The following is a 23541-nucleotide window of genomic DNA, read 5'->3' on the forward strand; positions in this document are numbered from 1 at the left end:
CCGCGTGGTCGGCCGGGCATGCGAAAGAGATTCCGGGGCGAACGGTGCACGGCAAGTGCCCGCCGGGGTGCCGGGCGGTTGCGTCCGGCGCAGCCCGCACGGCAACCGCCCGGCGGGGTGCGCGTCAACCGTGGCGATCGGCGGCGCCGGCCCCGGGTTGAGGTTTCACACCCCCCCGGGCTGTGCCCTCGGCGCCGAGCCAGCCGCGGATGCCGGTCAGGATGCCGGGCCCGTGCTGGGCGGTGACGCCGGACGCCAGGTCGGCGATGGTCACCGAGCGCAGGGACGCGCGCCAGGCATCGTCGGCCGCGATCATCGCCTGGTGGATGGCGCACGGCGTCCGGCACGCCTCCGGGGACGCCGGCATGGGGCCGCGGGTGCGGATGTCGGTGCAGGTGAAAGCGGGGGAGCGGCCGTCGATCGCCTCGACCACGTCGAGCACCGTGATCTCCGACGGCGGGCGGCTCAGCGCGTAACCCCCCGCGTGGCCCTGGACGGCGTGGATCAGGCCGGCCCGGGCCAGCGCCTGGAGTTGTTTGGCCAGGTAGGTGGGGGAGACGTCGTGCAGCTCGGCGAGGCGGGCGGCGGGCACCGGACGGTCGGCGGCGGTCAGCGCGAACGCGCAGTGCAGGGCCCACTCGACACCGCCGGACATCTTCATGGTCACAGCCTACTTGACTCGGATAAGTCGTGTCCGAGTAGAGTCCCGGACAAAGAATATCCGAGTTGAGGAGGGTGCGGATCATGAAGATCGTCGTCTTCGGGGGAACCGGGCTGATCGGGCGCAAACTGATCGAGCTGCTGGCGGCCGGGGGGCACGAGGCGGTCGCGGCGTCGCGGTCGACCGGCGTCGACGCGGTCACCGGGGAGGGCCTGGCCGGGGTGGTGGCCGGCGCCCAGGTGGTGGTGGACGTGACCAACCCGCCGGTCTGGGGCGACGACGAGGTGCTGCACTTCTTCCGGACCTCCTCGCGCAACCTCGTCGCGGCGGAGCGGGCGGCCGGCGTCGGGCACCACATCGCGCTCACCATCGTCGGCGCCGACCTGCATCCGGGCGGCGGCTACCTGCGCGCCAAGGTCGCCCAGGAAGAGGTGGTCGTGGCGTCCGGCGTGCCGTACACGATCGTGCGCGCAACCCAGTTCTACGAGTTCCTCGCGACGATCGCGGACGCGTCGACCGTCGACGGCGTGGTGCACGCGCCGATCGGCCAGTTCCAGCCGCTGGCGGCCGATGACGTGGCGGCGGCGCTCGCCGAGGTGGCCGTGGGTGAACCGGCCAACGCGATCGTCGACCTGGCCGGGCCCGAGCGGCTGCCGATGGGCGACTTCCTGCGCCGGTTCCTCGACGCGACCCACGACAAGCGCGAGGTCGTCGACGACCCCAAGGCCACCTACTTCGGCGCGCTGCTGTCGGAGAAGTCTCTGGTGCCGGCCGGAGAGGCACGGATCGGCGCGACGACCTTCCCCGAGTGGCTGAGCCGCACTGAGGGTGCTCGATAAAACTGGTATCTATACGTTACGGTGCTGCCTCATGGTGGAGATGATCGAAGTCGGGGACTTCCGGCGGTCCCGGCGGATGGACGCGGTCACGGCGGCGAGCGTGGTGCTCACCATCAACGCCGCGCTGTTCCTGCTGACCGCGGTCGTGGGCGCGCCGTTCCTGCTCTACATCTTCGCCGACGACGACACCGGCACCTGGGACCGCATGTGGCCGCTGGTCACCTGGTGGTCCGTGGCCGCCCTGGTGGGCACCGCGTCCGCCCGGGTGGCCGTGCAGGCCGTCGGCCGCGGCAACCACGATTTCCGCCGCGGCGGCGTGGTGGCCGCGCTCGCCACCGCCGCGGCCATCAGCGTGCTGGTCGTGACGTCGTTCGGGCGCTCGCCCGCGCTCGCCGCGGTGGGCGCGCTGTTCGCCCTGGCGAACCTCTTCGCCGCCGTTGCCCTCGGCAACGCCGACAACCCGGTGACCGAGGAGGACTTCGAGCTCGAGGAGGACCTCGCCGACCGCGAGGACGAGATCGCGTACGGGCCGGACGCCGAGCTCGAGCCGGCGGAGGAGACGCCGGCCCGGGAGACGATCGAGCTCTCCCCGCGGGCGAATCGCGGTCCGGGCCGGGCGGCGCCCGCGGCGGCACGGCGACGCATGCGCCGGCAGGCGGCGCTGGTCACGCTCACCGGCGTACGGATGCCGCGCCGCCCCCGGCGCTGATCGAGGTCCGCCCCGCGGCGCTCTGACCGGGGCCGCCGCACCCGGCGTTGATCGCGGCCCCGCTACGATTGGCGGCCATGACCGACACCCTGCGGCAGCTGCGCTGGTATGCGGTGCTCGCCGTGCTCTTCTTCGGCATCCTGCCGATGACCATGGTGAGCCTGCTGGTGGCGCAGGGCCGGACGCCGCAGTCCGTGGGCCTGCTGCTCATCGGCGGCATCCCGCTGGTCGTCGCCGCGGTGGTCTATGCCGTGATCGGCCTGGCCCACGACGACCCCGAGGTGGCGTCGCACCGCCTGCGCCGCAGCATGGCGCTGGTGGCGATCGCGGACGTGCTGGTGCTGGGCGGCAACGCCCTGATCAGAATGGCCTCGAACTGACGGTCGGTCAGAGCCCGAAGACGTGGCCGAGGCCGGTCACCTCGATGGCCTTGCGCACCGGCGGCGACGGCTCGGCGAGGGTGAGCGTCACGCCCTTGGCGGCGGCGCTGTTGCGGGCGCTGACCAGCGCGCCCAACCCGTACGAGTCGATGAAGCCCAGGTCGCTGACGTCGATCCGCAGGTAGCGGCAGCCCGGCACGGCCGCCGCGGCGGCGAGGCTGTCGCGAACGTCGTCGGCGCGGTCCAGGTCGAGCTCACCGGCGAGCGCGGCGACCACAAGGCCGTCGGGATCGGCCGGTTCGTACCGGATCGTAGGGTCGTTCGGCATCCGCCAGATGCTACCCGAGGGCCGGCGCGCGACGCACGGCGACGACGGCGCGCGGCCGGTGGTGGGGAAGGACGACACCACCGGGGATCGCCGCCGGGGCGCGTGCGATCCGCCATGCGGATCCGGTATGGTCGTCCTCGTCGCGGACGTAGCGCAGCTGGTAGCGCATCACCTTGCCAAGGTGAGGGTCGCGGGTTCGAATCCCGTCGTCCGCTCTCTCTTCATCATCCGGCGACCGGCTTCATCATTCGGCGACCGGTCCGGCCTGGCCCGGTCAAGCCTGCACCGTCGAGTCGCGGATCACCAGCTTGGCCGGGTGTGGATGCACGCCGGGGGACGGGTCGCCCTCGATGGCCCGCAGCAGCAGCTCGGCGGCCGCCCGGCCCAGCCCTTCCAGATCCATGTCGATGCTGGTCAGCGGCGGCCGGCTGGCCAGCGCGATCACGTCCCAGTTGTCGAAGCCGGTGAGCGCCACGTCCTGCGGGACGCGGCGGCCGGCCTCGCGCAGGGTGTCGGCGGCGCCACGGGCGATCTGGTCGCTGCCGCACACCACGGCGTCGAAGGCGGCCCGCCGGCCGAGGAGCAGGCCGACGCCCTGACGTCCCCAGGACTCGCTCCACTCGCCGTGCAGCGGCGGGGTCACCGGCTCCAGCCCGTGCTCGGCGAGGCGCTCGATCGTCGCGGCGGACCGGACCCGGGCCGAGTGGTGGTGCGCGGGGCCGGTCACCACGGCGATCCGGCGGCGGCCCACGGTGAGCAGGTGGTCGACCGCGAGGCGGGCAGCGCCGGTCTCGTCGGGGACGACCGAGCAGTCGTCCGGCGAGGACGAGGCGAGGAACGCGTAGACCACCGGGACGCCCGCGGTGGCGGCCAGCGGCGGGCGGGTGCCGGCCCGGCGGCCGGTGACGATGATGCCGTCGACCCGCCGGCCCAGCAGGGTGCGCAGGTGCTGCTGCTCGCGGATCGGGTCGTCGCGGGCGTCGCACAGCAGCACCGACATCTGGCCGGCGCCGAGGGTGTCCTCCGCGCCGATCAGCAGCGGGATGCTGAACCGGCCGATGGTGTCGGTGGTGATCATCCCGACCGTGTAGGTGCGGCCGGCGTGCAGGCTGCGGGCGGCCGGGTTGGGGTGGAAGTCGAGCTGGTCGGCGGCCTGGCGGACCCGGGCGATGGTGTCGGCGCGCAGCGAGCCCCGGCCGTTGAGCGCCTTCGACGCGGTGCCCACCGAGACGCCCGCCAGGGCTGCCACATCGCGGATGGTGGCGGTACGCGGCCGGTGCATGCGAGCAAACGTACCGTGCGGGGAGGCCGGGGCCATGCGGGCGGCCCCGGCCGGGACCGGTGCTATCCCTCCCGTGCGGCCAGCGGAATCCAGACCCGCATCGGGCCGGGGGCGCGGTTCGCCCACAAGAAGTAGGGGATGGCCGGCGCCGCGACGACTTCCGCGCCGGCGGCCGCGCTCGCGTCCCGGCCGGGCTCGCCGGGCTGGTCGCCGAGCGGCCGGTAGAGCGCGTCCGACACTTTCCGGCGGCGCCGGAAATGCGCGCGGACGGCGGGCGCGAGGTCGTGATCGACGACGGCGAGCGGGGCCGCGGCGTCCAGCTCCCAGTCCTCGAAGGACCCGCCGGCGGGCAGGTCCTCGTGCTCCAGGCAGTAGACGACCGGCCCGCGGCTGAGGGCGGCGGCGCCCCGGACGGCGTCGACGCGCGGATGCGCGGTCACCAGGCGCGGCGGCATCGCGAGCACCAGCGTCACCACGTCCCCGGCCGTCCACGCGCGGGTGATCCGCAGGTAGCCCTCCTGGACGCCGGCGCGCACCAGCGACCCGTTGACCGTGAGCCGGGCGTCGCGGCACCACGCCGGGATCCGCAGCGCGAGCGTCCACGGCCCCGCGCCGGCCGCCTCGAAGCCGATGTCGATCCGTTCGTCCCACGGATAGGACGTGCGCACCGCGAGGCGGTATTCGCCGTCGGTCACCGTGCCCGCCGAGTACAGATGCAGTTGCAGGCCAAGGTCAGAACCGGTGGCCGCGTACGCCTGGAGCGAGGCCATCAACCGGGCGAGATTCGGCGGGCAGCACGCACAGGAGTGCCAGGTGAGCCGCTGTGACGGAGTGTCCTCATGGGAGCCGTCATGACCCGTACGCAATTGCAGGGGGTTGGAATAGAAGAAGGATCGGCCGTCGCGGGCCGTGCTCCCCGCGATGCCGTTGTAGAGCACCCGCTCCATCTCGTCGGCGTAACGGGCTTTCCCGGTCGCGAGCAGCAGACGCCAGGCGAGCTGGAAACTTCCGATCGCCGCGCAAGTTTCCGCGTAGGCGCGATCCGGCGGCAGCTCGTACGGGTCGCCGAAGGCCTCGTCCTTGTGCCGCGACCCCTGGCCGCCGGTGAGATAGGTCTTGCTCGCCATCGCCGACTCCCAGAGCCGCTCGGCCGCCGCGAGCAGCTCCGCCGAGTGGGTCTCGACGGCCACGTCGACGGCCCCGGCGAGCAGGTAGACCTGGCGCACCGCGTGCCCGGTCGCCTCGTCCGCGTCGAGCAGCGGCGTGTGGTCCTGCCAGTAGCGCGGCCCGAACCGGCCGTCGCCCAGCAGCCCGTGCCCGCGCAGCGCGAGGAAACGTTCGGCCAGCGACAGGTAGGGCGCGTGGCCGGTGAGCCGGTACAGCTCGACGAGCGCGGTCTCCACCTCGGGATGGCCGTCGATCACCGCCGCGCCGTCCGGGCCGAAACGACGTACCAGAAGGTCGGCGAAGCGGCGCGCCACCGTGACCAACTGCGGGTTTCCGGCGGCGCGGGCCGCCGCGACGGCGGCCTGGATAAGATGCCCGGCGGTGTACATCTCGTGGCTGAAACCGAGGTCGGTCCACTGCTCGTCGCGGTGGTCGACCTGGTAGTAGGAGTTGAGATACCCGTCGGCGTCCTGTGCCTTCTCGAGCAGCGCCGCCACGTCCGTGAGGAACTCCGATGCCGCGCCGGTCCGGCCGGCCTCCCACGCGATCGCCTCGAGCGTCTTGTAGACGTCGGTGTCGGCGAACCACATGCCGGCGAAGGTCGCGTCCGAGTCGCCGGTGACCCGGCGCAGGTTGGCGAGGTTGCCGTAGGCGGTCAGCTGGTCGAGGCAGTGCGGCAGCGTGGCGGACGCGTTGCGCTCCTGCCAGCCGCCGAGCAGCCCATCGGGGTCGAGCCGGACGGCGTCAAGCGGCAGCGGGCGCAGCGCGGCGAGCGCCGACGGGGTGGGCGCGGCGGGGCCTTCCATGTGGGTCCTCAATCTTTCACGGCGCCGGCCGTGACGCCGGCGGCCACGTAGCGCTGCGCCAGGATGAGCAGCAGCGTCGCGGGGATGGAGGCGATGACGGCGGTGGCCATGATCGCGTTCCATTGCTGGTTGTTGTTGCCGATGTAGTGGTAGATGCCGAGCGTGATGGGCTGGCGGGTGCCGCCGCCGTCGAGCGTCGTGGCGAAGACGAAGTCCGACCACGCCCAGAGGAACGCGAACAGGCTGACCGTGACGATGGCGTTGCGGCTGACCGGCAGGACCACCGACCGGAAGGTCCGCCAGGTCCCGGCGCCGTCGATGCGCGCCGCGTTCAGCAACTCGGCGGGAATGCCCGACATGAAGGCCGTGAAGATCAGCACCCCGAACGGCACGGCGATGGTCGAGTCGGCCAGGACCAGGCCGGCCGCGCTGTTGAGGACGCCCAGCCTGAGGTAGATGGCGTAGAAGCCCATCGCCATGATGATCCCGGGGATCATCTGGGCCATCAGCAGGACGAAGCTCAGCGCGCCACCGCCCCGGGGGCGCAGCTTGGCCAGGGAGTATCCGGCCGGGGCGGAGAGGGCGAGGGTGAGCGCGACCGTGCCGAGGCCGATCAGCAGGCTGGTGCCGAGGTAGGGCAGCTGCTGCTGGAGGACGGCGCGGTAGCCCTCGAGGGTGCCGTGCACCGGGAGCAGGTACGGCGGGTCGTGCCGCATGTCGGTGTCCTTGGTGAAGGACACGTTGATCATCCAGTAGACCGGGAAGAGCATGATCGCGGTCAGCATGATCGCGACGGCCGTTTTGAGGCGATTTCTCATGACATCGCCCTCCGCTGGGTGCGGATGTAGAGCAGGCCGAAGATCAGCGCCATCACGATCAGCAGGTTGCCGACCGCCGCGCCCGGCCCGAACTGCGGCAGCAGGTTGCCGAAGCTCAGTTTGTAGGACCAGGTGGCGAACGTGGTCGAGGCGTCCGTGGGACCGCCTCTCGTCATGATCCAGATGATGTCGAAGACCTTGAGCGTGTAGACCAGGCCGAGCAGCAGGGTGATCGCCGAGACCGGCCGCAGCAGCGGGAAGGTGATCCGCCGGAAGCGTTGCCAGCCGGTGGCGCCGTCCAGGGCGGCCGCCTCGTGGATGTCGCCCGGTATGGCCTGCAGGCCGCTGTAGAGCACCACGAGGTTGAACGGGATCCCGATCCAGACGTTCGCGATGATCACGCTGGTGAGCGCCCATTGCGGGGACGTCAGCCAATTCACTTCCGGGATGCCGACGCTGTGGAGCAGCGCGTTGACCACCCCCGAATCGCTGTTCAGCATCCAGGACCAGGTGGACGACGAGACGATCAGCGGGAGCAGCCACGGCACCAGGAACAGCGCCCGTAGCGTGACCGAGAGCCGGAAGTTCTGGGCGAAGAAGACCGCGAGGGCCATCCCGATCGTGAACTGGAAGAGCAGCGATACGCCGGTGAACACGACGGTGTGCGTCAACGCCGGCCAGAACGTCGGGTTGTCGACGACGGCCCGGTAGTTGTCGAGGCCGCTGAACGGCGCCCCGCCCTGCACGAACGAGCGGACCGTGTACTTGTGCAGGCTCAGGTCGAGGTTGCGGTAGAGCGGGTACGCGTAGAAGGCGACCAGGTAGATCACGACCGGGGCGAGGAAGCCCCAGGCCGCCCACTGCCCCGATCGCCGGCGGGGTGCCCGGGCCGGGGCGGCGGATGCCACCCCGGCCCGGGTCAGCACGTCGTGGGCCACGGTCACTTGGTGGCCGCGGCGGCGGCGGTCTGGGCCGCGCTCAGGGCTTGCTGCGGCTGTTTGCCGCCGGAGAGGGCGGCCTGGAACGCCGTCCACATCTGCTCCGAGATCTTCGGGTACTTGGTGCCGAGGTTGTCGCTGGTCCGGCCCTTCGCCGCGCCGACCGCCTCGACCCACACCTTCAGCTCCGGGTTCGCCGCGACCTGCTTCTCCTGCACCGCCTTGGTGGCCGCCACGTACGACAGGGTCGTGTCGGTCGTCAGCGCGTTGTCCTCGTTGGTCAGGCACTTGATGATCTTCTCGCTGGTGGCGTACCGGCCGGTGTCCTTCTGCACCGGGGCGGTCACGAACTCGCCGCCGGTGGGCGCCGGCGCGGTCCCACCGGCCTGCGCGGGGATCGGGATGATCCCGTACGCGAAGCCGGTCTTCTTGGCGTTGGCCAGCTGCCACGTGCCGTTCTCGCTGAACGCGAAGTCGCCGGTCGCGAACTCCTGCCAGCTGGTGGTCTGGGTGTTGCTGATAACCGAGTTCGGCGCGTAGCCCTTCTTCAGCCAGTCCGTCCACAGGGTCAGCGAGGCCACCCCTTGCGCCGAGTCGAGCTGGGTGAGGTTCGCGCCGGCGCCCCAGAACCAGGGCAGGAACTGGAACGAGCCCTCCTCGGTGCCGATCGCCGAGAACGTGATGCCCTTCTTGCCGGCCGCCTTCACCTTCTCCAGCGCGGCCGTCAGCGACGCCCAGTCCTTCACCGTGGCCGGGTCGACCTTCGCCGCGTCGAGGACCTTCTTGTTGTAGTAGAGCGCGAGCGTGTTGGCGCCGATCGGGATGCCGTACGTCTTGCCGTCGAGCTGGCCCGCGGCGAGCAGGTTGGGCTCGATCCCGGAGGTGTCGAGCTTGGTGTCGTCGGTGGTGGTGAGCACCCCCGCCTCGGCCAGCGTGGAGACGACCGGGTTGTCGACGATCAGCACGTCGGCGGAGTTGCCCTGCTGGGCGGCGAGCAGGGCCTTGTTGGTCAGGTCGGTGGTGTCGAAGCCGGTGCGCTTGACGGTCACGCCCGCGTCGGTGCCGCACTTCTGCAGCAGCTTGACCCAGTCGGAGGTGTCGTCGAACTGCGGGTACGGGTCCCAGATGGTGTACGTGCCGCCGCCGCTGCCGCCGGCCGGCTCGGTGGCGGAGTCGTTGGAGCAGGCGGTCATGCCGGCGGCGAGCGAGAGGGCGGCCACAGCGCCACACACCCGGCGGGAGAGGGTCATATTCGGTACCCCTGGTTTCCGAGGAGGAAGAAACGGAAGGAAAACGATTGCCCTGACGCTAGGGAGCCGCTTGCAGGGATGTCAAGGGAAAGTTACGGTCGTCCGTAGTGCAGCCGGAAACGGGGAGGAAACACTGGGCGCCATCGATCGGGCCGCCACCATCAGCGAGGTCGCGGCCCTGGCCGGAGTCTCCCCGGGGACGGCCTCCAAGGCCCTCAACGGCCGCGGGGCGCTGCGGCCCGAGACCCGCCGGCGCGTCCAGGAGGCCGCCGAGCAGCTGGGTTTCGTGGCCAACGCCGCGGCCCGCAGCCTCCAGGCCGGCCGCACCTACACGGTCGGCATGATCACCACCGACAGCATCGGCCGGTTCAGCATCCCGCTGCTGATCGGCGCCGAGGACGCGCTGGGCGCGGGCCAGGTGTCGGTCTTCCTCTGCGACGCCCGCGACGACCCGATCCGCGAGCAGTACTACCTGCGTACGCTGCTCGGCCGCCAGGTGGACGGCATCATCGTGACCGGCCGCCGCACCCAGGCCCGCCCGCCGATCGGCCGGTCGCTGCCGGTGCCGGTGGTCTACGCGTTCATCAGCTCGGCCGACCCGGCCGACTGCTCGGTGGTCCCGGACGAGGCCGACGGCGCCCGCCGCGCCGTCGAGCACCTGCTGGCCGTCGGCCGCCGCCGCATCGCTCATGTCACCGGCCCGGAGCACCACCATTCCGCCACGGTCCGCGCCGCCGCCGCGATGGGCGCGCTGTCCGCCGCCGGCCTGGAGCCGGCCGCGCCGGTGCTGTTCGGCGAGTGGAGCGAGGGGTGGGGCCGGCAGGCGGCCGGGATCCTGCTGTCCACCGCCGCCGAGGTGGACGCGGTCTTCTGCGGCAGCGACCAGATCGCCCGCGGCCTGGCCGAGGCGCTGCAGGAGGCGGGCCGCCGCGTCCCGGCCGACGTCGCCCTGGTCGGCTTCGACAACTGGGACGTGATGGTCGACGGCTGCCGGCCCGCCCTGACCAGCATCGACATGGACCTGGAGGGAATCGGCCGGACGGCCGCCGAGCTGGTGCTGGCCGCCATCAACGGCGAGCCGGCGCACGGGCGCCGGGCCCTGCCCGGCCGCCTCGTGCCGCGCGCCTCGACCGCGGTCCACCCGGCCTGATCCGCTACCCGGCCGGTCCGGGCCGGCTTGTGTGCTGGGTCCGGGCCGGCTTGTGTGCTGGGTCCGGGCCGGCTTGTGCGCTCGGCCCGGGCCGGCGACGCCGGGCTACCCGTGGGCCCGGTAGCGCGGGAGGCCGATGATCAGGATCGCGCCGACGGTGAGGTGCATGGCGAGCAGCACCAGCTTGCTGCTGAGGCCGACGCCGCCGAGCGGCCCGAGCAGCGACAGCGCCAGCACGATCGACGCGATGACGCGGTACGTGCGGGTGGGCCGGCGGACGGTCCGCTCCAGCAGGGCGAGCAGTCCCCAGGCGGCCAGGCCGGCGATCAGCGCGGTGGCGGCGACCGCGACCGGGCCGATGTGCTGGACGGTGCCGCCCTGCCGGACGGCGAGGTCGATGCCGCCCCACGGGTCGTTGACGGCCCAGAGGATCAGGGCGCTCGCCGCCCCGGCGGCGACGGTGACGGCCCGGCCGGTGCGGCGGGCGGTGGTCCGAGTGGCGGTGATCTGCTGCTCCATGTTCGTCATGCCGACGAGCGTCGCCGTTCGGGGCCGGTCGGCGCATCGGGCCGCCGGCCGCGGGGACGCCTTCCCCGGACGGACCCGCGTACGACTTTGGTCGGTGTCGCCGCCCGCCACCTGCTGGTTAGTCTCGCGGCGTGGACAGCCCCGAGGATTGTGAACACCGCCCGAGCGCCGCGGCCGTCGCCACGCTGACCGCCGTGTCCGGCGTGCTGGTCGCCGGCACGATCGTGGGCTGGTGGACCGGCCGCGGGCTCGGCCCGCTCTTCGCCCTCGATCTGGTGGCCGGCGCGCTGAGCTGGGCGCTGACGCCGCTGACGCTGTGGCGTCCGGTGACCGCCACGGCCGTGCTGACCGCTCTCGCCGCGGTCTCGCCGGCCGCGACGCCGCCGGCCACGATCGGCGCGGTGCAGGTGGCGCGGCGCCGGCGCTTCCCGGTCGGGATCGCGGCGGCGGTGGGCGGGATCGCCGCGCACGCGATCCAGGGCCTCTGGCGGCCCAACGGCGGTGTCTCGTACGGGTGGTGGCTGGTGCTGATCACCGTGGGCTACGGGGCGCTGCTCGGCTGGGGCGCCTGGGCACAGGCCCGGGAGGCGCTGATCCGCTCGCTGCGGGAGCGGGCCCGCCGCGCCGAGGCCGAGCAGGGCCGCCGGGTCGCCGAGGCGCGCATGCTGGAACGCCGCAAGATCGCCCGGGAGATGCACGACGTCCTCGCGCATCGGCTGTCGCTGCTGGCCACGTTCGCGGGCGCGATGGAGTACCGCCCGGACTCCTCGCCCGAGCAGCTGTCCCGGGCCGCCGGCGTGGTCCGCAGCGGGGTGCATCAGGCGCTCGAGGAGCTTCGCGAGGTGATCTCGCTGCTGCGCGACGACGCCCCGGAGGACGGCGACGGCGCCCGCCCGCAGCCGGTGCTGACCGACGTGCCGCGGCTGGTCGAGGAGTCCCGGGCGGCCGGCACCGAGGTGCAGCTGCGCGACACCGTGGCGGAGGCCGCCGAGGCGCCGCCGGCGGTCGCCCGCACGGCGTACCGGGTCGTCCAGGAGGGCTTGACCAACGCGCGCAAACACGCGGCCGGGCAGCCGGTCCGGGTGGCGCTGCGCGGCGGGCCCGGCGAGGGACTGGAGATCGACGTACGCAATGGGCTGTCGCCGCGGCCGCCGGCGCCGGGCCGGTCCGGGGGAGCGGGTCTGGTCGGCCTCACCGAGCGGGTGCATCTGGCCGGTGGGCGGCTCGACCACCAGGAGGCAGGCGGCGAGTTCCGGCTGCACGCGTTGATACCGTGGCCCTCGTGACGCAACCGGTGCGGGTGCTCGTGGTCGACGACGACGCGCTGGTGCGCGCCGGGCTCACGATGATGCTGGACGGCGCGCCGGGCATCGCCGTTGTCGGCGAGGCGGCCGACGGCGATCAGGTGCCGGCCGCCGCCGACGCGCACGGCCCCGACGTCGTACTCATGGATCTGCGCATGCCGCGAGTCGACGGCATCACCGCGACCCGGCGCCTGCGGGCGCGGCCGCGCCCGCCCGAGGTCATCGTGCTGACCACCTTCGACACCGACGAGAACATCCTGCACGCGCTGCGCGCGGGCGCCAGCGGCTTCCTGCTCAAGGACACGCCGCCGGCCCGGATCGCCGAGGCGGTCCGGCAGGTCGCGGCGGGCGAGCCGATCCTGTCGCCGGCCGTCACCCGGCGGCTGATGGACCGGGTCGCGGTCCAGGCCGGCGCGTACGCCCGGGCCAAGGCGACCCTCGCGACGCTGAGCCCGCGGGAGCGCGACGTGGTGGTGGCGGTCGGCCGGGGCAACAACAACGCGGAGATCGCCGCGGCGCTGGACATGACGCTGGCGACGGTGAAGACGCACGTCTCGCACATCCTGACCAAGCTGAACCTCGACAACCGCACGCAGATCGCCCTTCTTGCCCACGACGCCGGCCTCGCGTGAGGGGCACGCGTATTACGCGCGTAGTACGCTTGGGTCGTGCCATACGAGTGGGATGACTGGGCGCTGGCCGCCCTCGCCGGCGTCGAGCCGTACGAGGTGCAGCAGCTGCTGGACGCCAAACGGCGGTGGCCGCGCCGGGCGACCAGCGCCACCGGCGTTCCCGTCCTGACCGTGTGGGGCCGCACGGCGGCGGGCCGGCCGCTGATCGTCGCGGTCTACCACGTCGCCGGGATCACCTGGAAGATCATCGGCGCGCGGGCGATGACCGATGGGGAGCTGATTGAGTTCAGCCGATGGGAGGAGACGCGATGAGCCACGACAGCGACGTTCCGCGGACGGCTGAGCAGGTCGCCGCGTTCATGGACGGGCTCTCGTTCGAGCCCGCCCCGACCCGGCAGGAGGAGCAGGCATTGCTCGACTCCCTGCCGCCCGCGGGCTCCAGTGTCATGGTCGTGCGGTCGCTACGGCTGCCGACCGAGCTCGACGAGGCCGTTGCCCTGGCCGCCAAGGCGGCCGAGGTGCCCAAGACGACCTGGATCCGGCAGGCGATCGAGATGGCGCTGGCGGTGCAGGCCGAGGACGACCAGCCCATCTCCCGCGCCGAGGCGCTGCGCGCGCTGACCCTGCTGCGCCCGGCCCGCCACGTGGCCTGACCGGATCAGATGTGCCAAGCGTTTGACACAAGCGCGCGGGCGTCAACGGCGCAGGTCGTGGCGGCGGTGGGTGAGCTTCTCGGCGAGCGACAGCGGGACCACCCGCCGCAGGGCGAACACGATCGGCGCGTTGCTGCCGACGGCGTACCTCTGCCTGGGTCTTGTTGCTTCTATGGCCTTGACGATCACGGCGGCGACCTGGTCGGGCCCGGTGCCGGCCTTCTCGTTGCGGTCCAGGGCGGCGAGCATGGTCTCGAAGTCCTCGCGGTGCGGCGAGTCGGCGGCGATGTGCTTGGTGCGGCGCTCGCTGATGCCGGTGTTGATCGAGCCGGGCTCGACCGTGGTCAGCCACACGCCGAACGGGGACAGCTCGTGGCGGGCGGCGTTGCTGAAACCCTTCAGCGCGGCCTTCGTCGCCACGTAGGAGGAACGGTAGGACAACGGGAACGACGCCAGCATCGAGCCGACCATGACCACCCGGCCGTAGCGACGCTCGCGCATGCCGGGCAGCAGGAGCTGGGTGAGGCGTACGGGGCCCAGCACGTTGACCTGGAAGAGCCGGCGCAGGTCGTCGGCGGGCAGTTCCTCGAACGGCCCGGAATGGCTCTCGCCGGCGTTGTTGACCAGCACGTCCACGTCGCCCGCGCCGGCGGCCAGGGCCTCGACCGACGACTCGTCGGCCAGGTCGAGGGGCAGGTAGTCGACGCCGGCCAGGCGGCGGCCGGCCGGCAGCGCCCCGGGCGTGCGGGAGGTGCCCAGGACCCGATACCCGCGCGTGACGAGCGCGGCGGCGGTGGCCCGGCCGATGCCGGAGGACGCGCCGGTGACCAACGCGGTGCGATTCATCGATGCACCATATCCGCCCGGCGCGGCAGCCCGCCGGGATGCGCCACGCCGACGGCGCGGAGTTGACATCTTGATGCTCTTGACTTCAAGACGTGATTGACTGCATCTAGGCATATGCACGCAATGTGGCGTGGCCACCCCGTCATCGGACGGCCCGCCCGGCGGCTTCCGCGGACCGGCACGAGATGGGGAGCAACGATGCGTATCAGCGACATACTCCGTGTCAAGGGCACCAACGTCGTAACCGTTACACCCGACTCCGATGTCACCAGCCTGCTTGCCCTCCTCGCCGAGCACAAGATCGGCGCGGTGGTGGTCTCGAGGGACGGCGTCCGGGTCGACGGCATCGTCAGCGAGCGCGACGTGGTGCGGGCGCTCGCCGCACGCGGCGCCGCCGTGCTGACCGAGGCGGTGTCGGCCATCCACACGGCTCAGGTGCGCTCGGTCGCGCCCGACGCCAACATTGACGAGGTGGAGCGGCTGATGACCGAGCACCGCTTCCGCCACGTGCCGGTGCTCGAGGGCGGCACGCTGGCCGGCGTGGTCAGCATCGGCGACGTGGTGAAGCACCGCATCGACGAGCTGGAGATCGAGCGGAGGAGCCTCGAGGGCTACATCACCGGCGAGCGCATTTAGCCCGTCTGCTCAGGCGCGGCGTCTGGTTCAGCGCGGCGTCTGCTCGCCGGCCTCGATGGCGATCGGGAGCCGGTTCTCCGGCGGGGCCAGCGAGCAGGTCGCGAACTCGGTGTAGGCGCACGGGAGGTTCGTGGCGCGGTTGAAATCCAGGGTGAGCGTGCCGTCGGCGTCCGGGCGCGGGATCGGCAGGCGGCGGCTCGCCGGGTGGGTCGTCACGCCCGAGGTGGCGTCGGTGAACAGCGTGGTCATGGCGCCGGCGGCGCCGGGAAAGACGATCAAGTTCAGGCGTACGCCGCCGAGCGCGAACGCGACCGTGCCCAGCGCCTCGTCCGGGTCGGTGAGGCCGTCGACGACCGTGGACAGGGTGACCGCGCGCGGGGCGTCGAACGGGACGAAGCGGGCCGGGACCAGCCATCGCTCGTGGGGCGGGAACGTGGGCGTCCCCTCGTACGCGATCAGCCGTTGACTGGACGGATGGCGCGGGCGAAGCACGACGCCCGGCCCCCGCCTGGCTATCTCGGCGATCGCGTCGCCGAAGGCGGCGACCACGCCCTCCTCATCCACCTTGCCGAACGCGTGCGTGCCGCCGATCTCGCGATCGCCGACCGTGAGGGACTCGCCCTCGCCCAGCGTGACGGTCACGCCGTCGGTCGTCACCGACCACGATCCGGGCACGTCGTCGAAGCGCCGCGGCGTCTCGTTGAGCCAATGCATGCCGGTGATCGCGAGCATCCCGTGCGGCGACGCCCGGCGGCGCTCGTGTTCGGCGTGCCACGCCGCCCAGTCGTCGGTGTACATCGGCCCACCCTATGTGCCGGCACTTGATCTGCCCGCCCGTCGATGCGTCTCGGTCGCGTCACGGCCGTGCCCGGTCGGCCAGGGTGTTGAGCAGGGCGGCCCCGGTCGCGGCATCGTCGACGGTCACGACGAACGAGCGGCCGCCGGTCCGCTCGACGAGCAGGGCGTCGCCGGCGCGGAGCACGACCCCGACCCGGCCGCCCCGCCCGACACGCCAGCCCCAGCCGCCGAACTGGCGGAACGGGCGCACCTCGGTGACCGACGCCCGCTCGACCTCGTCGGCCGGGATGTGGGTGCCGGGCCAGCCGACGAGCGAGCGCACCGTCAAGCCGGTCGCGTCGACCCGCACGGTGAAGCCGAACATCGCCGCGAACACCACCGCGAGCAGAACCGGCGCCGCCAGCAGGGCCCACTGCCGCAGCGCCACGGCGAGCAGCACCAGGCCGGCGATCGCGATGGCGCCCACGACCAGGCCCGTACCCCCGTCGGCCCGCCGGATCCAGACGGCGCGCTCGCCACCGGCCAGCGCGATGCGGGCAGCGTCCGCCGCCACCGGCCCGGTCGCCGGCGCGTGCCGATCGCCGGGCACGAGCAGGGCGGCGACGACCGCCGGGACCAGCGGGAGGAGCAGGGTGGCGGCGAGGGCCCAGCCCGGCAGCCGCGCCAGGGTCGCGTCGTCGAGCCCGCGCTGGGGACCGAGGGTGAACACCAGCAGGCACGCGCCGAACCCGCCGATCCACACCGACGACGCCGCGGCCATCCGGCGGGTCGCCGCGGAGCTGCCCCAGTGCCAGCCGATCGCGCCGAACAGGGCGCACAGCACGACCACCATGACCGCGATGGCGAGCACGAACACGCCCGGCGAGGAGAACCCGTCGGGCGCGGACCCCGCGCCCCAGTGCGAGGCGATCGGATCGGGCAGATCGTCGCGCCAGGACCACACGACGATCGCCGCGACGGCGAGCAGGACGAGCGCGGCCAGCGAGGACCACAGCACGACCTTCCGGGCGCTTGAGCTCGTCATCGGTTCATTGCCTCCCTTACCAGCACGGCCGTGGTCTCGGCCGACAAGTTCGCCGCGCGGGCCGCCCGGACCAGGGCGGCCAGCGCCCGCTCGACCGGCGGCAGATCGGCCTCGGCCCGGGCGGTGACCACCGCGCCCCGCCCGCGGCGCAGCTCGATGAGCCCCTCGTCGCGCAGCCGCTGATAGGCCTTGAGCACGGTGTGCACGTTGAGGTCGAGCGAGCCGGCCAGCTCGCGTGCGGCCGGCAGCCGGTCACCGGCCGCCAGCTCGCCGCGCGCGACGGCGAGGTGAACCTGCGCGACGAGCTGCGCGTACAGCGCGTCATCGCCGGCCGGATCGATCCTCCACAGCATGGCGCAACCTTACTTGTTCTATCTCAACTATAACAAGTGCGGTGTGGTTCAAGTCGCCACGTGCCCTGCCGATGAAGAGCTACGAACCTTCTGTTGCGGAGTGGGTGCCAGTGATGGACGAGGACCTGACCGGCCTGACCGTCGAGGACGAGCTCGGCCGGGGCGCATTCACCACCGTGCACCTGGTCCGGCGCGGCGAACAGACGTACGCGCTCAAGCGCCCCAACGCCGAGGGCGCCGACGATCCCGGCGTGCTGACCGCCTTCCACCGTGAGGCGGCGCTCCTCGCCTGTGTCGACGACCCCGGCGTCCCGCGCGTGCACGCCGCCGGTCGCCACGACGGCGCGCCCGCCCTGGTCCTCGAGTACATCCCCGGCGGTTCCCTCGCCGACCGGCTCGCTCACGGCCCGCTGGCGCCCGAGCGCGTCGTCGAGCTCGCCGGCCAGCTGGGCCGCGGCCTGGCCGCCGCGCACCGCGTCGGCCTCGTGCACCGAGACGTCAAGCCGGGCAACATCATGATGTCGCCGGGCCGCCCGGCGAAGCTCATCGACTTCGGCCTCGCCCTGCTGGGCGCCGAGCCCGAGGACGACGACCGCGCGGTCGGCACGTTCCTGTACACCTCGCCGGAGCAGTCCGGCATGCTCAAGCGCCCGGTCGACGGCCGCTCCGACCTGTACTCGCTCGGCGTCGTGCTGTTCGAGTGCCTCACCGGCCGGCTGCCCTTCGAGGCGGACGACGTGGGACAGCTGCTGCGGCTGCACCTGACCGCGCCCGTACCCGAAATTCCCGGCGCCGGCCCGGCCCTCGCCGCCGTCGTGACCCGGCTGCTCGCCAAGGACCCGGACGACCGCTACCCGGACGCGGCCGCCCTCATCACCGCGCTGCGCGCCGGCCCGGGCGGCGACGCCGCGGCCGAACCGGTCGCGGCGAGCTGGCCGCTCTGCGGCCGGGACACCGAGCGCGAGGACCTGGCCAACCGCTGGCGCCGCGCCCACCGCCGCCGCGATCGCGTCGCCGTCATCCGCGGGCCGGCCGGCTCCGGCCGCAGCCGCCTGGCCGAGGTGGCCGCCGCGCTGGCCGCCGCCGCGCCCCTGCTGCGCGCCGCCTGCCAGGAGGACGAAGCCCTGCCGCTCGCCGTGCTGCGCACCGCGATCGAGGGGCATCTGCAGCGGATCGCGCTGCTCGACGGCCCGGCGCGGGCCGAGGCCGAGCGGCGCGTCCGGGCCGCCGCCGAGGTGGCCGGCCCGGCCCTGGTGGCCCGGCTCAGCCCCCGGCTCGAGGCGCTCGCCGGCCCGCCGCGCGAGGCCCGCGACGAGCACCTCTTCGCCGCCGTCGCCACGTTCCTCGGCGAGCTGGCGAAGGCACACAGTGGACTGATGCTGCTCTGCGACGACGCGCACTGGCTCGACGCGGGCAGCCGCGAGGTGCTCGCCCGGCTGGCGCCCGGCCTGCCGCGGCTGCCGCTGCTGGTGCTGCTGACCGAGCGGTCCGGGGCCGGCGAGCCGACCGCGCTGCCGGTCGACCTCGAGCTGGACTGCGTGCCGCTCGACCAGGACGCCGTCGCCGAGCTGGTGGCCTCCCGGCTGCCGGGGGCCACCGCGCCCGCCGAGCTCAGCGCGCACATCGCCGGCCGGACCGACGGGTCGCCGCTGGCCGTGGTCGCCTATCTGCTGCGGCTGCTCGACGCCGGCCTGCTGCGGCCGCTCTGGGGCGCCTGGCACTTCGATGTGGCGGGCGCCGACGCGCTGCCGGCCGCCGAGGACGTGCGCGCGCTGCTCGCCTCCCGGCTGGCCACGCTCAGCGACGGCGACCGCGACTTCCTGGTCACCGCGGCCGTCGCCGGACCCCGCTTCCGCACCGAAGTCCTGGTGGCGGCCGGGGGCCAGGCCGACCGGGTGGTGGCCGCGGTCGGCGCCGCCGTCGAGCGCCGGGTCGTCGAGGCGCGGCCGGGCGGCTGGTTCGTCTTCCTGCACCCGCTGTTGCGTGACTCCCTTCTGGACGGAGTGGGCGGGCAGCGGCTTCGCCGGCTGCACGCCGCGATCGCGGACGCGCTGGAGAGCCTGCCCGAGCCGTTGCGAGACGCCGACCACGTGTACGCGGTGGCGCGCCACCACCGCCGCGCGGGCGATGCCGTCCCCGCCGGGCAGCGCCGCCGCAGCGCCCTGGCGGCCGGGCTGCGGGCCCTGGACGACACGGCCCCGGCCGAGGCGGTCGGCTATCTCGAGGACGCCCTCGACGGCGACCCGGCGCCCGGCACGGCGGTGTTGCACCCGCTGGCCACGGCGTACCTGCGGGCGGCCCGCTTCGCCGAGGCCGGGGCCACCATCGAGCGGGCGCTCGCCGCCGAGGCCGACCGCCGCACCCGGGCGCACCTGCTCACCACCCGGATCGAGCTGCACCACACGCTCTGGGACGACGAGCGGGCCCTGGCCGCGACCGCCGCCGCCCTCACCGAGCTCGGCCGTCCGCTGCCGGCGAACACCCCGCGCCTGCTCGCGTCCACAGTGGGCATCGCGCTGGCGGGCGGCGCGGTCCGCCGTACCGGATGGGGGTTGGGAAAGGCCCGGGGCCGCCGCCGCGCCGACCTCGCCGCGCTCGCCGCCACCCTCGATGCCGGTGGCTACGCCGCCGGGATCGGCCTGCGCCTGCGCGAGGCCGGAGTCCTCGCGATGCGCGCCATGTACGCGGTGAACCGGCTTGGACCCTGCCCCGAATACGTCCGCGTGTACGCGCTGGCCGGCTACGTCGCCGCGGTGGTCAAGCTGCGGGGCACCGCCGACCGCTGCCTCAACCGGGCCGCCGAGGTCGCCGCGCAACTGGACGACCCGGCGCTGACCGCCTACGTCGAATGGCTGCGCGGCTGCGCGTGGCTGTTCGGCGGATTCGACGACGGCAGCGCCTGGGAGGAGACCATCACCCGCAACGCCCGCTGGTTCGGGCCCGCCCAGCTCATCCCCGGCTTCGCGACGGTGGGGCTGCGGCTGCTGCTGCGCGGGTACACAGTGGAGAGTGAGGCCGAGTACGAGCGCGGCGTCAAGCGCCTGAACGACCTGTCCCGGGTGCGCGCCACCTCCTTCGGCATGCTCACCGTGATGATTCCGGCGATGCAGGGCCGGCACGGCGAGGCCGCGGCCGCCCTGGCCGAGCTGCGCGCGGCGCTGCCGGACGGCGGGGGCACCACCGTGCAGCGCGCCAACATGCTCGTCGCCGCCGCGTGCGCCGCCATCGAGCAGGGCGAGTTCGGCGAGCCGTTCGAGGCGATCGTCGCCGAGTTCCGCGGGCTCGGGCTGCGCCTGCGCGACATGATGACGCAGCACAAATGGTTCTTCGCGTTCCAGTCGCACGGGCGGATGGCCCAGCTGCGGATGGCGACCGCCGAGAGCCGGCCGGCCCGCATCGCGGCGGCCCGCGGCGCGGTGGCCGATCTGCGGCGGGTGCGCAAGAGCTCGCCGCTGCTCGACGCCGCCTACCTGATCGGCGAGGCCGCGCTCGCGCAGATGCTCGGCGAGCCGCGGAAGTGCATCGAGTGGAGCGACAAGGCCGAGCGGGTGGCCCGGATGGCGGACGCGCCGCTGGTGCACTTCGAGGTGGCCCGGTTCCGGGCCCGGGCGTTCCGGGCGCTCGGCCTCGTCAACGAGTCGGACCGGCAGGCGCGCATCGCGCTGTCGCTGGCGACTCAGCACGGATGGGAGTCGCGGCGGCGGCAGGCGCGCACCGAGTTCGGCGCGGAGGAGGGCGCGGCGACCAACCGGCGTACGGTCGCCGAGCGGCGCGGCGATGCGGGGCGCAGCCGGCGGCTCGAGGCGCTGCAGCAGGTCGGCGCGGCGGCGGCGACGGTGCTCGACCCGCAGGAGCTGGCCCGGGTGGCGCTGGACGAGATGCTGCGGATCCTGGGCGCCGAGCGGGCGCTGTTCTTCCTCCTCGACGAGGCGGGGGAGCCGGTGCAGTTCGCCGGTCGCGGGGCGGACGGGACGGACCTGGCGGAGACCTCCGCCTACGGGGCGACGCTGGTGCGGCGGGTTGCGTCCGGCGGCGAGGCGCTCGTGCTGACCGGGACCGAGCAGGGCGCGGCCCTCGGGTCGCGCAGCGCGGTGGTGCACGGGCTGCGCAGCATCATGGTGGTTCCGGTGCAGTTCAAGGGAAACACGCTCGGCGTCGTCTATCTGGACAGCCGGATGGCGCGCGGCATCTTCACCGACGACGACGTCGAGGTGCTGATCGGGGTCACCAGCCACGTCGCGGTCTCGCTGGAGACGGCCCGGGCGGCGCAGCTTCATCTCTCGCTGGCCGCGGCTCAGCAACGGCAGGCGTTCGCCGAGATGCTGCGGGCGTCGCTGGCCGAGCTGAGCGGGATCCATGACCCGGCGCGACTGCTGACCGCCCTGCTCGGGATGCTCGCCGCGCAGCTGGACGCGGCCGCCGGATGCCTGCTCAGCGCGGACGGCGCCGTCGTCGTGGAGGTGATCGGCAAGGCGGACCCGTCCGTCCTGGGTGGACCGCTGCCGATCGCCCTGCCGCCGGTGCTGCGGCCGACCGTGATCGACGCGGGCGACATCGCGGAAATCTCCGTACGAAAGTTGCTGGTCATCCCGCTCGATCATCGCGACGGGCGCAGCGGGGTGGTGGTGCTCGGCGCGGACGCGTTCGACGACAGCGCCGTGCAGGTGGCGTCGGCGCTGGCCACCCAGGGCATGAGCGCCTACCTCAACGCCTGCCTGTTCAGCCGCGTCCAGGAGCTCGCCACCACCGACGAGCTCACCGGCCAGCACAACCGGCGGCACTTCTACGCCATCGCCACCGCGCTGGTGTCGTCCGCGGCCCGCGGGTCCCGCGATCTGGCCGCCGTCATGCTCGACATCGACAAATTCAAGGGCGTCAACGACACGTACGGCCATGGCGTGGGCGACGAGGTCATCCGCGAGGTGGCCGCCCGGGTCCGGGCCGGCATCCGCCACTCGGACGTGCTCGGCCGGTACGGCGGCGAGGAGTTCGCCGTCGTCCTGCCCGACCACGACGGCAGCGCCCCCGACCTGGCCGAGCGGATGCGGTCCGCGGTCGCCGGCACCCCCATCGCCACGTCGGCCGGCCCGCTGACCGTCACCATCAGCGTCGGCCTCACCCAGCTCGATCCCGCCGACGCCACTCTCGACCAGATGCTGGCCCGCGCGGACCTCGCGCTCTACCGCGCCAAGGAGAGCGGGCGGAACCGGGTCGTGGTTTGCTGAGGGATATGACGGCGTACCCGAAACTGCTGCAGATCGTCCTGGACGGCACCGACGTCCGCCGGCTCGCCGAGTTCTACCGCAAGCTCTTCGGCCTCGAGTACCGCCCCGGCGACGAGCCGCCGGCGGCCGGCGAGCCGGACGAGCGCGGCCAGGACTGGCTCGTCCTGCAGAACCCGAACGGCGGTCCGCAGCTCGCGTTCCAGCAGGTCGACTCGCTGACCCCGACGACCTGGCCGGACCAGGCGGTGCCGCAGCAGCTGCACCTGGACACGGTGGTCGACTCCAAACCCGATCTGGACAAACAGCACGAGCGGGCGCTGGCCCTGGGCGCGAAGCTCCGGTACGACCGCAGCGACGACCCCGACGAGCCGCTTCGCGTCTACGCCGACCCGGCCGGGCACCCGTTCTGCATTTTTGTCGCCTGAGACCGTTCACGCATTGCGCCCGAACGTCTGACATCTGACTCAGTAATTCGCGAAATCTGTGGATTTGCTCGCCATTTTCCGGGAAGTCCATCGGGGAGCCCGCGCGCCCATAGCGTGGGTAACGGCGCCGCCGGGTCGGCGCACCGGGTGACGGAATGGAACGGGCGGGGAATTCGGCATGCGAAGTGGTGTGAGCAACCGCGTCGGAAAGCACCGTTATCGGAATTGGCGCCGCTACGCCGGCGCGGCGCTTCTGGTGTGCCTGGTGGTGGCGATGCAGGTGGCGATCGGACGGGCCAGTTCGCAGGGATCCCACTCGTTCGCCCTGCGCGCGGACACTCCATGCCCGTCGGATTCGGCTTCGGCGGAACCGTCCGAGCCGGCGTCCGAGCCGGTCTCTGTGCCGGTCTCTGTGCCGGTCTCTGTGCCGGTCTCTGAGCCGGCCTCCGAGGCGCCGTCCGAAAGCCCATCGCCCGATGACGCGGCAATCATAGCGGCGGCCGATTCGGAGTGCCCGTCGGCATCGCCGTCGGAGACGCCGAGCGGTTCGTCATCGCCATCTGTCTCGGCCTCGCCCTCCATTTCTGACTCAGAGTCCGCTTCCGCACCGGTATCCGCTTCTCCCTCGGTGAGCGAACCGGTGTCGCCTACCGCTTCGGTTTCGCCTACCGCTTCGGTTTCGCCTACCGCTTCGGTTTCGCCTACCGCTTCGGTTTCGCCTACCGCTTCGGTTTCGCCTACCGCTTCGGTTTCGCCTACCGCTTCGGTTTCGCCTACCGCTTCGGTTTC

General features: G+C 73.1%; 24 protein-coding genes, 1 tRNA gene and 1 pseudogene. 12 read left to right on the top strand and 14 right to left on the bottom strand.

Features of this window, described 5'->3' with window-relative positions; all coding sequences use genetic code 11:
- Positions 1-124 precede the first annotated feature (124 nt).
- Complete coding sequence (locus ACFQS1_RS26865; RefSeq protein WP_378973460.1) at positions 125-661, bottom strand: RrF2 family transcriptional regulator; 537 nt, start codon at positions 659-661, stop codon at positions 125-127.
- Positions 662-744: 83 nt separating this feature from the next.
- Between ACFQS1_RS26865 and ACFQS1_RS26870 the strand changes: the two genes are divergently transcribed.
- The 3 genes from ACFQS1_RS26870 (at position 745) to ACFQS1_RS26880 (ending at position 2589) form a co-directional block, all read left to right on the top strand.
- The gene (locus ACFQS1_RS26870) at positions 745-1500 is read left to right on the top strand and encodes an SDR family oxidoreductase (protein WP_378973462.1); all 756 of its coding nucleotides are present in this window, start codon (positions 745-747) and stop codon (positions 1498-1500) included.
- Positions 1501-1531: 31 nt separating this feature from the next.
- Positions 1532-2209 (top strand): hypothetical protein, encoded by a 678-nt coding sequence (locus ACFQS1_RS26875; protein ID WP_378973464.1) that lies wholly within the window; start codon positions 1532-1534, stop codon positions 2207-2209.
- A gap of 77 nt (positions 2210-2286) precedes the next feature.
- Positions 2287-2589: a hypothetical protein gene (locus tag ACFQS1_RS26880; RefSeq protein ID WP_378973466.1), complete on the top strand. Its 303-nt coding sequence runs from the start codon at positions 2287-2289 to the stop codon at positions 2587-2589.
- Between the two features lie 7 nt (positions 2590-2596).
- Here the strand turns inward: ACFQS1_RS26880 and ACFQS1_RS26885 are convergent, their stop codons facing one another.
- Both ACFQS1_RS26885 and ACFQS1_RS26890 read right to left on the bottom strand, forming a co-directional pair.
- Entirely contained in the window at positions 2597-2917 is a 321-nt protein-coding gene (locus ACFQS1_RS26885; RefSeq protein WP_378973468.1) for an STAS domain-containing protein, read from the bottom strand.
- Positions 2918-2927: 10 nt separating this feature from the next.
- Positions 2928-3089, bottom strand: coding sequence for a hypothetical protein (locus ACFQS1_RS26890; protein WP_378973470.1), 162 nt, complete (start codon positions 3087-3089; stop codon positions 2928-2930).
- Between ACFQS1_RS26890 and ACFQS1_RS26895 the strand changes: the two genes are divergently transcribed.
- Positions 3060-3132, top strand: a tRNA-Gly gene (locus ACFQS1_RS26895). The genes ACFQS1_RS26890 and ACFQS1_RS26895 overlap by 30 nt on opposite strands.
- A gap of 59 nt (positions 3133-3191) precedes the next feature.
- On the opposite strand, the gene ACFQS1_RS26900 is transcribed toward ACFQS1_RS26895, so the two are convergent.
- The 5 genes from ACFQS1_RS26900 to ACFQS1_RS26920 all read right to left on the bottom strand — a co-directional run bounded on the left by ACFQS1_RS26900 (position 3192) and on the right by ACFQS1_RS26920 (position 9178).
- A complete protein-coding gene (locus ACFQS1_RS26900; protein ID WP_378973472.1) occupies positions 3192-4199 on the bottom strand; it encodes a LacI family DNA-binding transcriptional regulator in 1008 nt (335 codons plus the stop codon).
- 62 nt (positions 4200-4261) lie between these two features.
- The gene (locus tag ACFQS1_RS26905) at positions 4262-6172 is read right to left on the bottom strand and encodes a glycoside hydrolase family 127 protein (RefSeq protein WP_378973474.1); all 1911 of its coding nucleotides are present in this window, start codon (positions 6170-6172) and stop codon (positions 4262-4264) included.
- Between the two features lie 8 nt (positions 6173-6180).
- On the bottom strand, positions 6181-6990 hold the full coding sequence (locus ACFQS1_RS26910) for a carbohydrate ABC transporter permease (protein WP_378973476.1): 810 nt from the start codon (positions 6988-6990) through the stop codon (positions 6181-6183).
- Entirely contained in the window at positions 6987-7928 is a 942-nt protein-coding gene (locus ACFQS1_RS26915) for a carbohydrate ABC transporter permease (RefSeq protein WP_378973478.1), read from the bottom strand. Before ACFQS1_RS26915 ends, ACFQS1_RS26910 begins: the two co-directional genes overlap by 4 nt.
- 2 nt (positions 7929-7930) lie before the next feature.
- On the bottom strand, positions 7931-9178 hold the full coding sequence (locus ACFQS1_RS26920; protein ID WP_378973480.1) for a sugar ABC transporter substrate-binding protein: 1248 nt from the start codon (positions 9176-9178) through the stop codon (positions 7931-7933).
- 142 nt (positions 9179-9320) lie between these two features.
- Between ACFQS1_RS26920 and ACFQS1_RS26925 the strand changes: the two genes are divergently transcribed.
- Positions 9321-10328: a LacI family DNA-binding transcriptional regulator gene (locus ACFQS1_RS26925; RefSeq protein WP_378973576.1), complete on the top strand. Its 1008-nt coding sequence runs from the start codon at positions 9321-9323 to the stop codon at positions 10326-10328.
- Positions 10329-10433: 105 nt separating this feature from the next.
- On the opposite strand, the gene ACFQS1_RS26930 is transcribed toward ACFQS1_RS26925, so the two are convergent.
- Positions 10434-10856 carry a DUF6069 family protein gene (locus ACFQS1_RS26930; protein ID WP_378973482.1) on the bottom strand — a complete coding sequence of 141 codons (423 nt, stop codon included), beginning with the start codon at positions 10854-10856 and terminating at the stop codon, positions 10434-10436.
- 131 nt (positions 10857-10987) lie between these two features.
- Here ACFQS1_RS26930 and ACFQS1_RS26935 point away from each other — a divergent pair, with 131 nt between their 5' ends.
- Genes ACFQS1_RS26935 through ACFQS1_RS26950 form a run of 4 tightly spaced genes read left to right on the top strand, consistent with a single transcriptional unit; the run spans position 10988 to position 13445 of the window.
- Positions 10988-12142, top strand: coding sequence for a sensor histidine kinase (locus tag ACFQS1_RS26935; RefSeq protein ID WP_378973484.1), 1155 nt, complete (start codon positions 10988-10990; stop codon positions 12140-12142).
- A complete protein-coding gene (locus tag ACFQS1_RS26940) occupies positions 12130-12792 on the top strand; it encodes a response regulator (RefSeq protein ID WP_378973486.1) in 663 nt (220 codons plus the stop codon). The genes ACFQS1_RS26935 and ACFQS1_RS26940 overlap by 13 nt, the downstream gene beginning before the upstream one ends.
- A gap of 36 nt (positions 12793-12828) precedes the next feature.
- Positions 12829-13104 (top strand): hypothetical protein, encoded by a 276-nt coding sequence (locus ACFQS1_RS26945; protein WP_378973488.1) that lies wholly within the window; start codon positions 12829-12831, stop codon positions 13102-13104.
- Positions 13101-13445: a hypothetical protein gene (locus tag ACFQS1_RS26950; protein WP_378973490.1), complete on the top strand. Its 345-nt coding sequence runs from the start codon at positions 13101-13103 to the stop codon at positions 13443-13445. The genes ACFQS1_RS26945 and ACFQS1_RS26950 overlap by 4 nt, the downstream gene beginning before the upstream one ends.
- Before the next feature lie 42 nt (positions 13446-13487).
- Here ACFQS1_RS26950 and ACFQS1_RS26955 read toward each other — a convergent pair whose 3' ends face one another.
- Complete coding sequence (locus ACFQS1_RS26955) at positions 13488-14291, bottom strand: SDR family oxidoreductase (protein ID WP_378973492.1); 804 nt, start codon at positions 14289-14291, stop codon at positions 13488-13490.
- A gap of 198 nt (positions 14292-14489) precedes the next feature.
- On the opposite strand from ACFQS1_RS26955, the gene ACFQS1_RS26960 reads away from it, so the two are divergent.
- The gene (locus ACFQS1_RS26960) at positions 14490-14927 is read left to right on the top strand and encodes a CBS domain-containing protein (protein WP_378973494.1); all 438 of its coding nucleotides are present in this window, start codon (positions 14490-14492) and stop codon (positions 14925-14927) included.
- 27 nt (positions 14928-14954) lie between these two features.
- Here ACFQS1_RS26960 and ACFQS1_RS26965 read toward each other — a convergent pair whose 3' ends face one another.
- Genes ACFQS1_RS26965 through ACFQS1_RS26975 form a run of 3 tightly spaced genes read right to left on the bottom strand, consistent with a single transcriptional unit; the run spans position 14955 to position 17102 of the window.
- Positions 14955-15725, bottom strand: a complete 771-nt coding sequence (locus ACFQS1_RS26965) for a DUF1684 domain-containing protein (protein ID WP_378973496.1) — start codon at positions 15723-15725, stop codon at positions 14955-14957.
- Between the two features lie 58 nt (positions 15726-15783).
- Positions 15784-16749, bottom strand: coding sequence for a DUF1648 domain-containing protein (locus tag ACFQS1_RS26970; protein ID WP_378973499.1), 966 nt, complete (start codon positions 16747-16749; stop codon positions 15784-15786).
- Positions 16746-17102: a GntR family transcriptional regulator gene (locus ACFQS1_RS26975; protein WP_378973501.1), complete on the bottom strand. Its 357-nt coding sequence runs from the start codon at positions 17100-17102 to the stop codon at positions 16746-16748. Before ACFQS1_RS26975 ends, ACFQS1_RS26970 begins: the two co-directional genes overlap by 4 nt.
- A 113-nt stretch (positions 17103-17215) precedes the next feature.
- On the opposite strand from ACFQS1_RS26975, the gene ACFQS1_RS26980 reads away from it, so the two are divergent.
- Positions 17216-22327 (top strand): diguanylate cyclase, encoded by a 5112-nt coding sequence (locus tag ACFQS1_RS26980; protein ID WP_378973503.1) that lies wholly within the window; start codon positions 17216-17218, stop codon positions 22325-22327.
- 5 nt (positions 22328-22332) lie between these two features.
- Positions 22333-22752 (top strand): VOC family protein, encoded by a 420-nt coding sequence (locus tag ACFQS1_RS26985; RefSeq protein WP_378973505.1) that lies wholly within the window; start codon positions 22333-22335, stop codon positions 22750-22752.
- Positions 22753-22986: 234 nt separating this feature from the next.
- Here ACFQS1_RS26985 and ACFQS1_RS26990 read toward each other — a convergent pair.
- Positions 22987-23541 (bottom strand): annotated as a pseudogene (locus tag ACFQS1_RS26990) (hypothetical protein); the annotation flags it as partial.

The sequence above is a fragment of the Paractinoplanes rhizophilus genome (genome assembly GCF_042664765.1).
Taxonomy (GTDB): domain Bacteria; phylum Actinomycetota; class Actinomycetes; order Mycobacteriales; family Micromonosporaceae; genus Actinoplanes; species Actinoplanes rhizophilus.

What these genes read in the sequence shown, in the direction of transcription:
- ACFQS1_RS26880 (WP_378973466.1), top strand. Translation starts at nt 2,287, where the DNA reads ATGACCGACACCCTGCGGCAGCTGCGCTGGTATGCGGTGCTCGCCGTG.
- ACFQS1_RS26950 (WP_378973490.1), top strand. Translation starts at nt 13,101, where the DNA reads ATGAGCCACGACAGCGACGTTCCGCGGACGGCTGAGCAGGTCGCCGCG.
- ACFQS1_RS26885 (WP_378973468.1), bottom strand. Translation starts at nt 2,917, where the DNA reads ATGCCGAACGACCCTACGATCCGGTACGAACCGGCCGATCCCGACGGC.
- ACFQS1_RS26980 (WP_378973503.1), top strand. Translation starts at nt 17,216, where the DNA reads ATGGACGAGGACCTGACCGGCCTGACCGTCGAGGACGAGCTCGGCCGG.
- ACFQS1_RS26955 (WP_378973492.1), bottom strand. Translation starts at nt 14,291, where the DNA reads ATGAATCGCACCGCGTTGGTCACCGGCGCGTCCTCCGGCATCGGCCGG.
- ACFQS1_RS26930 (WP_378973482.1), bottom strand. Translation starts at nt 10,856, where the DNA reads ATGACGAACATGGAGCAGCAGATCACCGCCACTCGGACCACCGCCCGC.
- ACFQS1_RS26870 (WP_378973462.1), top strand. Translation starts at nt 745, where the DNA reads ATGAAGATCGTCGTCTTCGGGGGAACCGGGCTGATCGGGCGCAAACTG.
- ACFQS1_RS26985 (WP_378973505.1), top strand. Translation starts at nt 22,333, where the DNA reads ATGACGGCGTACCCGAAACTGCTGCAGATCGTCCTGGACGGCACCGAC.
- ACFQS1_RS26975 (WP_378973501.1), bottom strand. Translation starts at nt 17,102, where the DNA reads ATGCTGTGGAGGATCGATCCGGCCGGCGATGACGCGCTGTACGCGCAG.
- ACFQS1_RS26970 (WP_378973499.1), bottom strand. Translation starts at nt 16,749, where the DNA reads ATGACGAGCTCAAGCGCCCGGAAGGTCGTGCTGTGGTCCTCGCTGGCC.
- ACFQS1_RS26875 (WP_378973464.1), top strand. Translation starts at nt 1,532, where the DNA reads ATGGTGGAGATGATCGAAGTCGGGGACTTCCGGCGGTCCCGGCGGATG.
- ACFQS1_RS26905 (WP_378973474.1), bottom strand. Translation starts at nt 6,172, where the DNA reads ATGGAAGGCCCCGCCGCGCCCACCCCGTCGGCGCTCGCCGCGCTGCGC.
- ACFQS1_RS26920 (WP_378973480.1), bottom strand. Translation starts at nt 9,178, where the DNA reads ATGACCCTCTCCCGCCGGGTGTGTGGCGCTGTGGCCGCCCTCTCGCTC.
- ACFQS1_RS26900 (WP_378973472.1), bottom strand. Translation starts at nt 4,199, where the DNA reads ATGCACCGGCCGCGTACCGCCACCATCCGCGATGTGGCAGCCCTGGCG.
- ACFQS1_RS26910 (WP_378973476.1), bottom strand. Translation starts at nt 6,990, where the DNA reads ATGAGAAATCGCCTCAAAACGGCCGTCGCGATCATGCTGACCGCGATC.
- ACFQS1_RS26960 (WP_378973494.1), top strand. Translation starts at nt 14,490, where the DNA reads ATGCGTATCAGCGACATACTCCGTGTCAAGGGCACCAACGTCGTAACC.
- ACFQS1_RS26865 (WP_378973460.1), bottom strand. Translation starts at nt 661, where the DNA reads ATGAAGATGTCCGGCGGTGTCGAGTGGGCCCTGCACTGCGCGTTCGCG.
- ACFQS1_RS26965 (WP_378973496.1), bottom strand. Translation starts at nt 15,725, where the DNA reads ATGTACACCGACGACTGGGCGGCGTGGCACGCCGAACACGAGCGCCGC.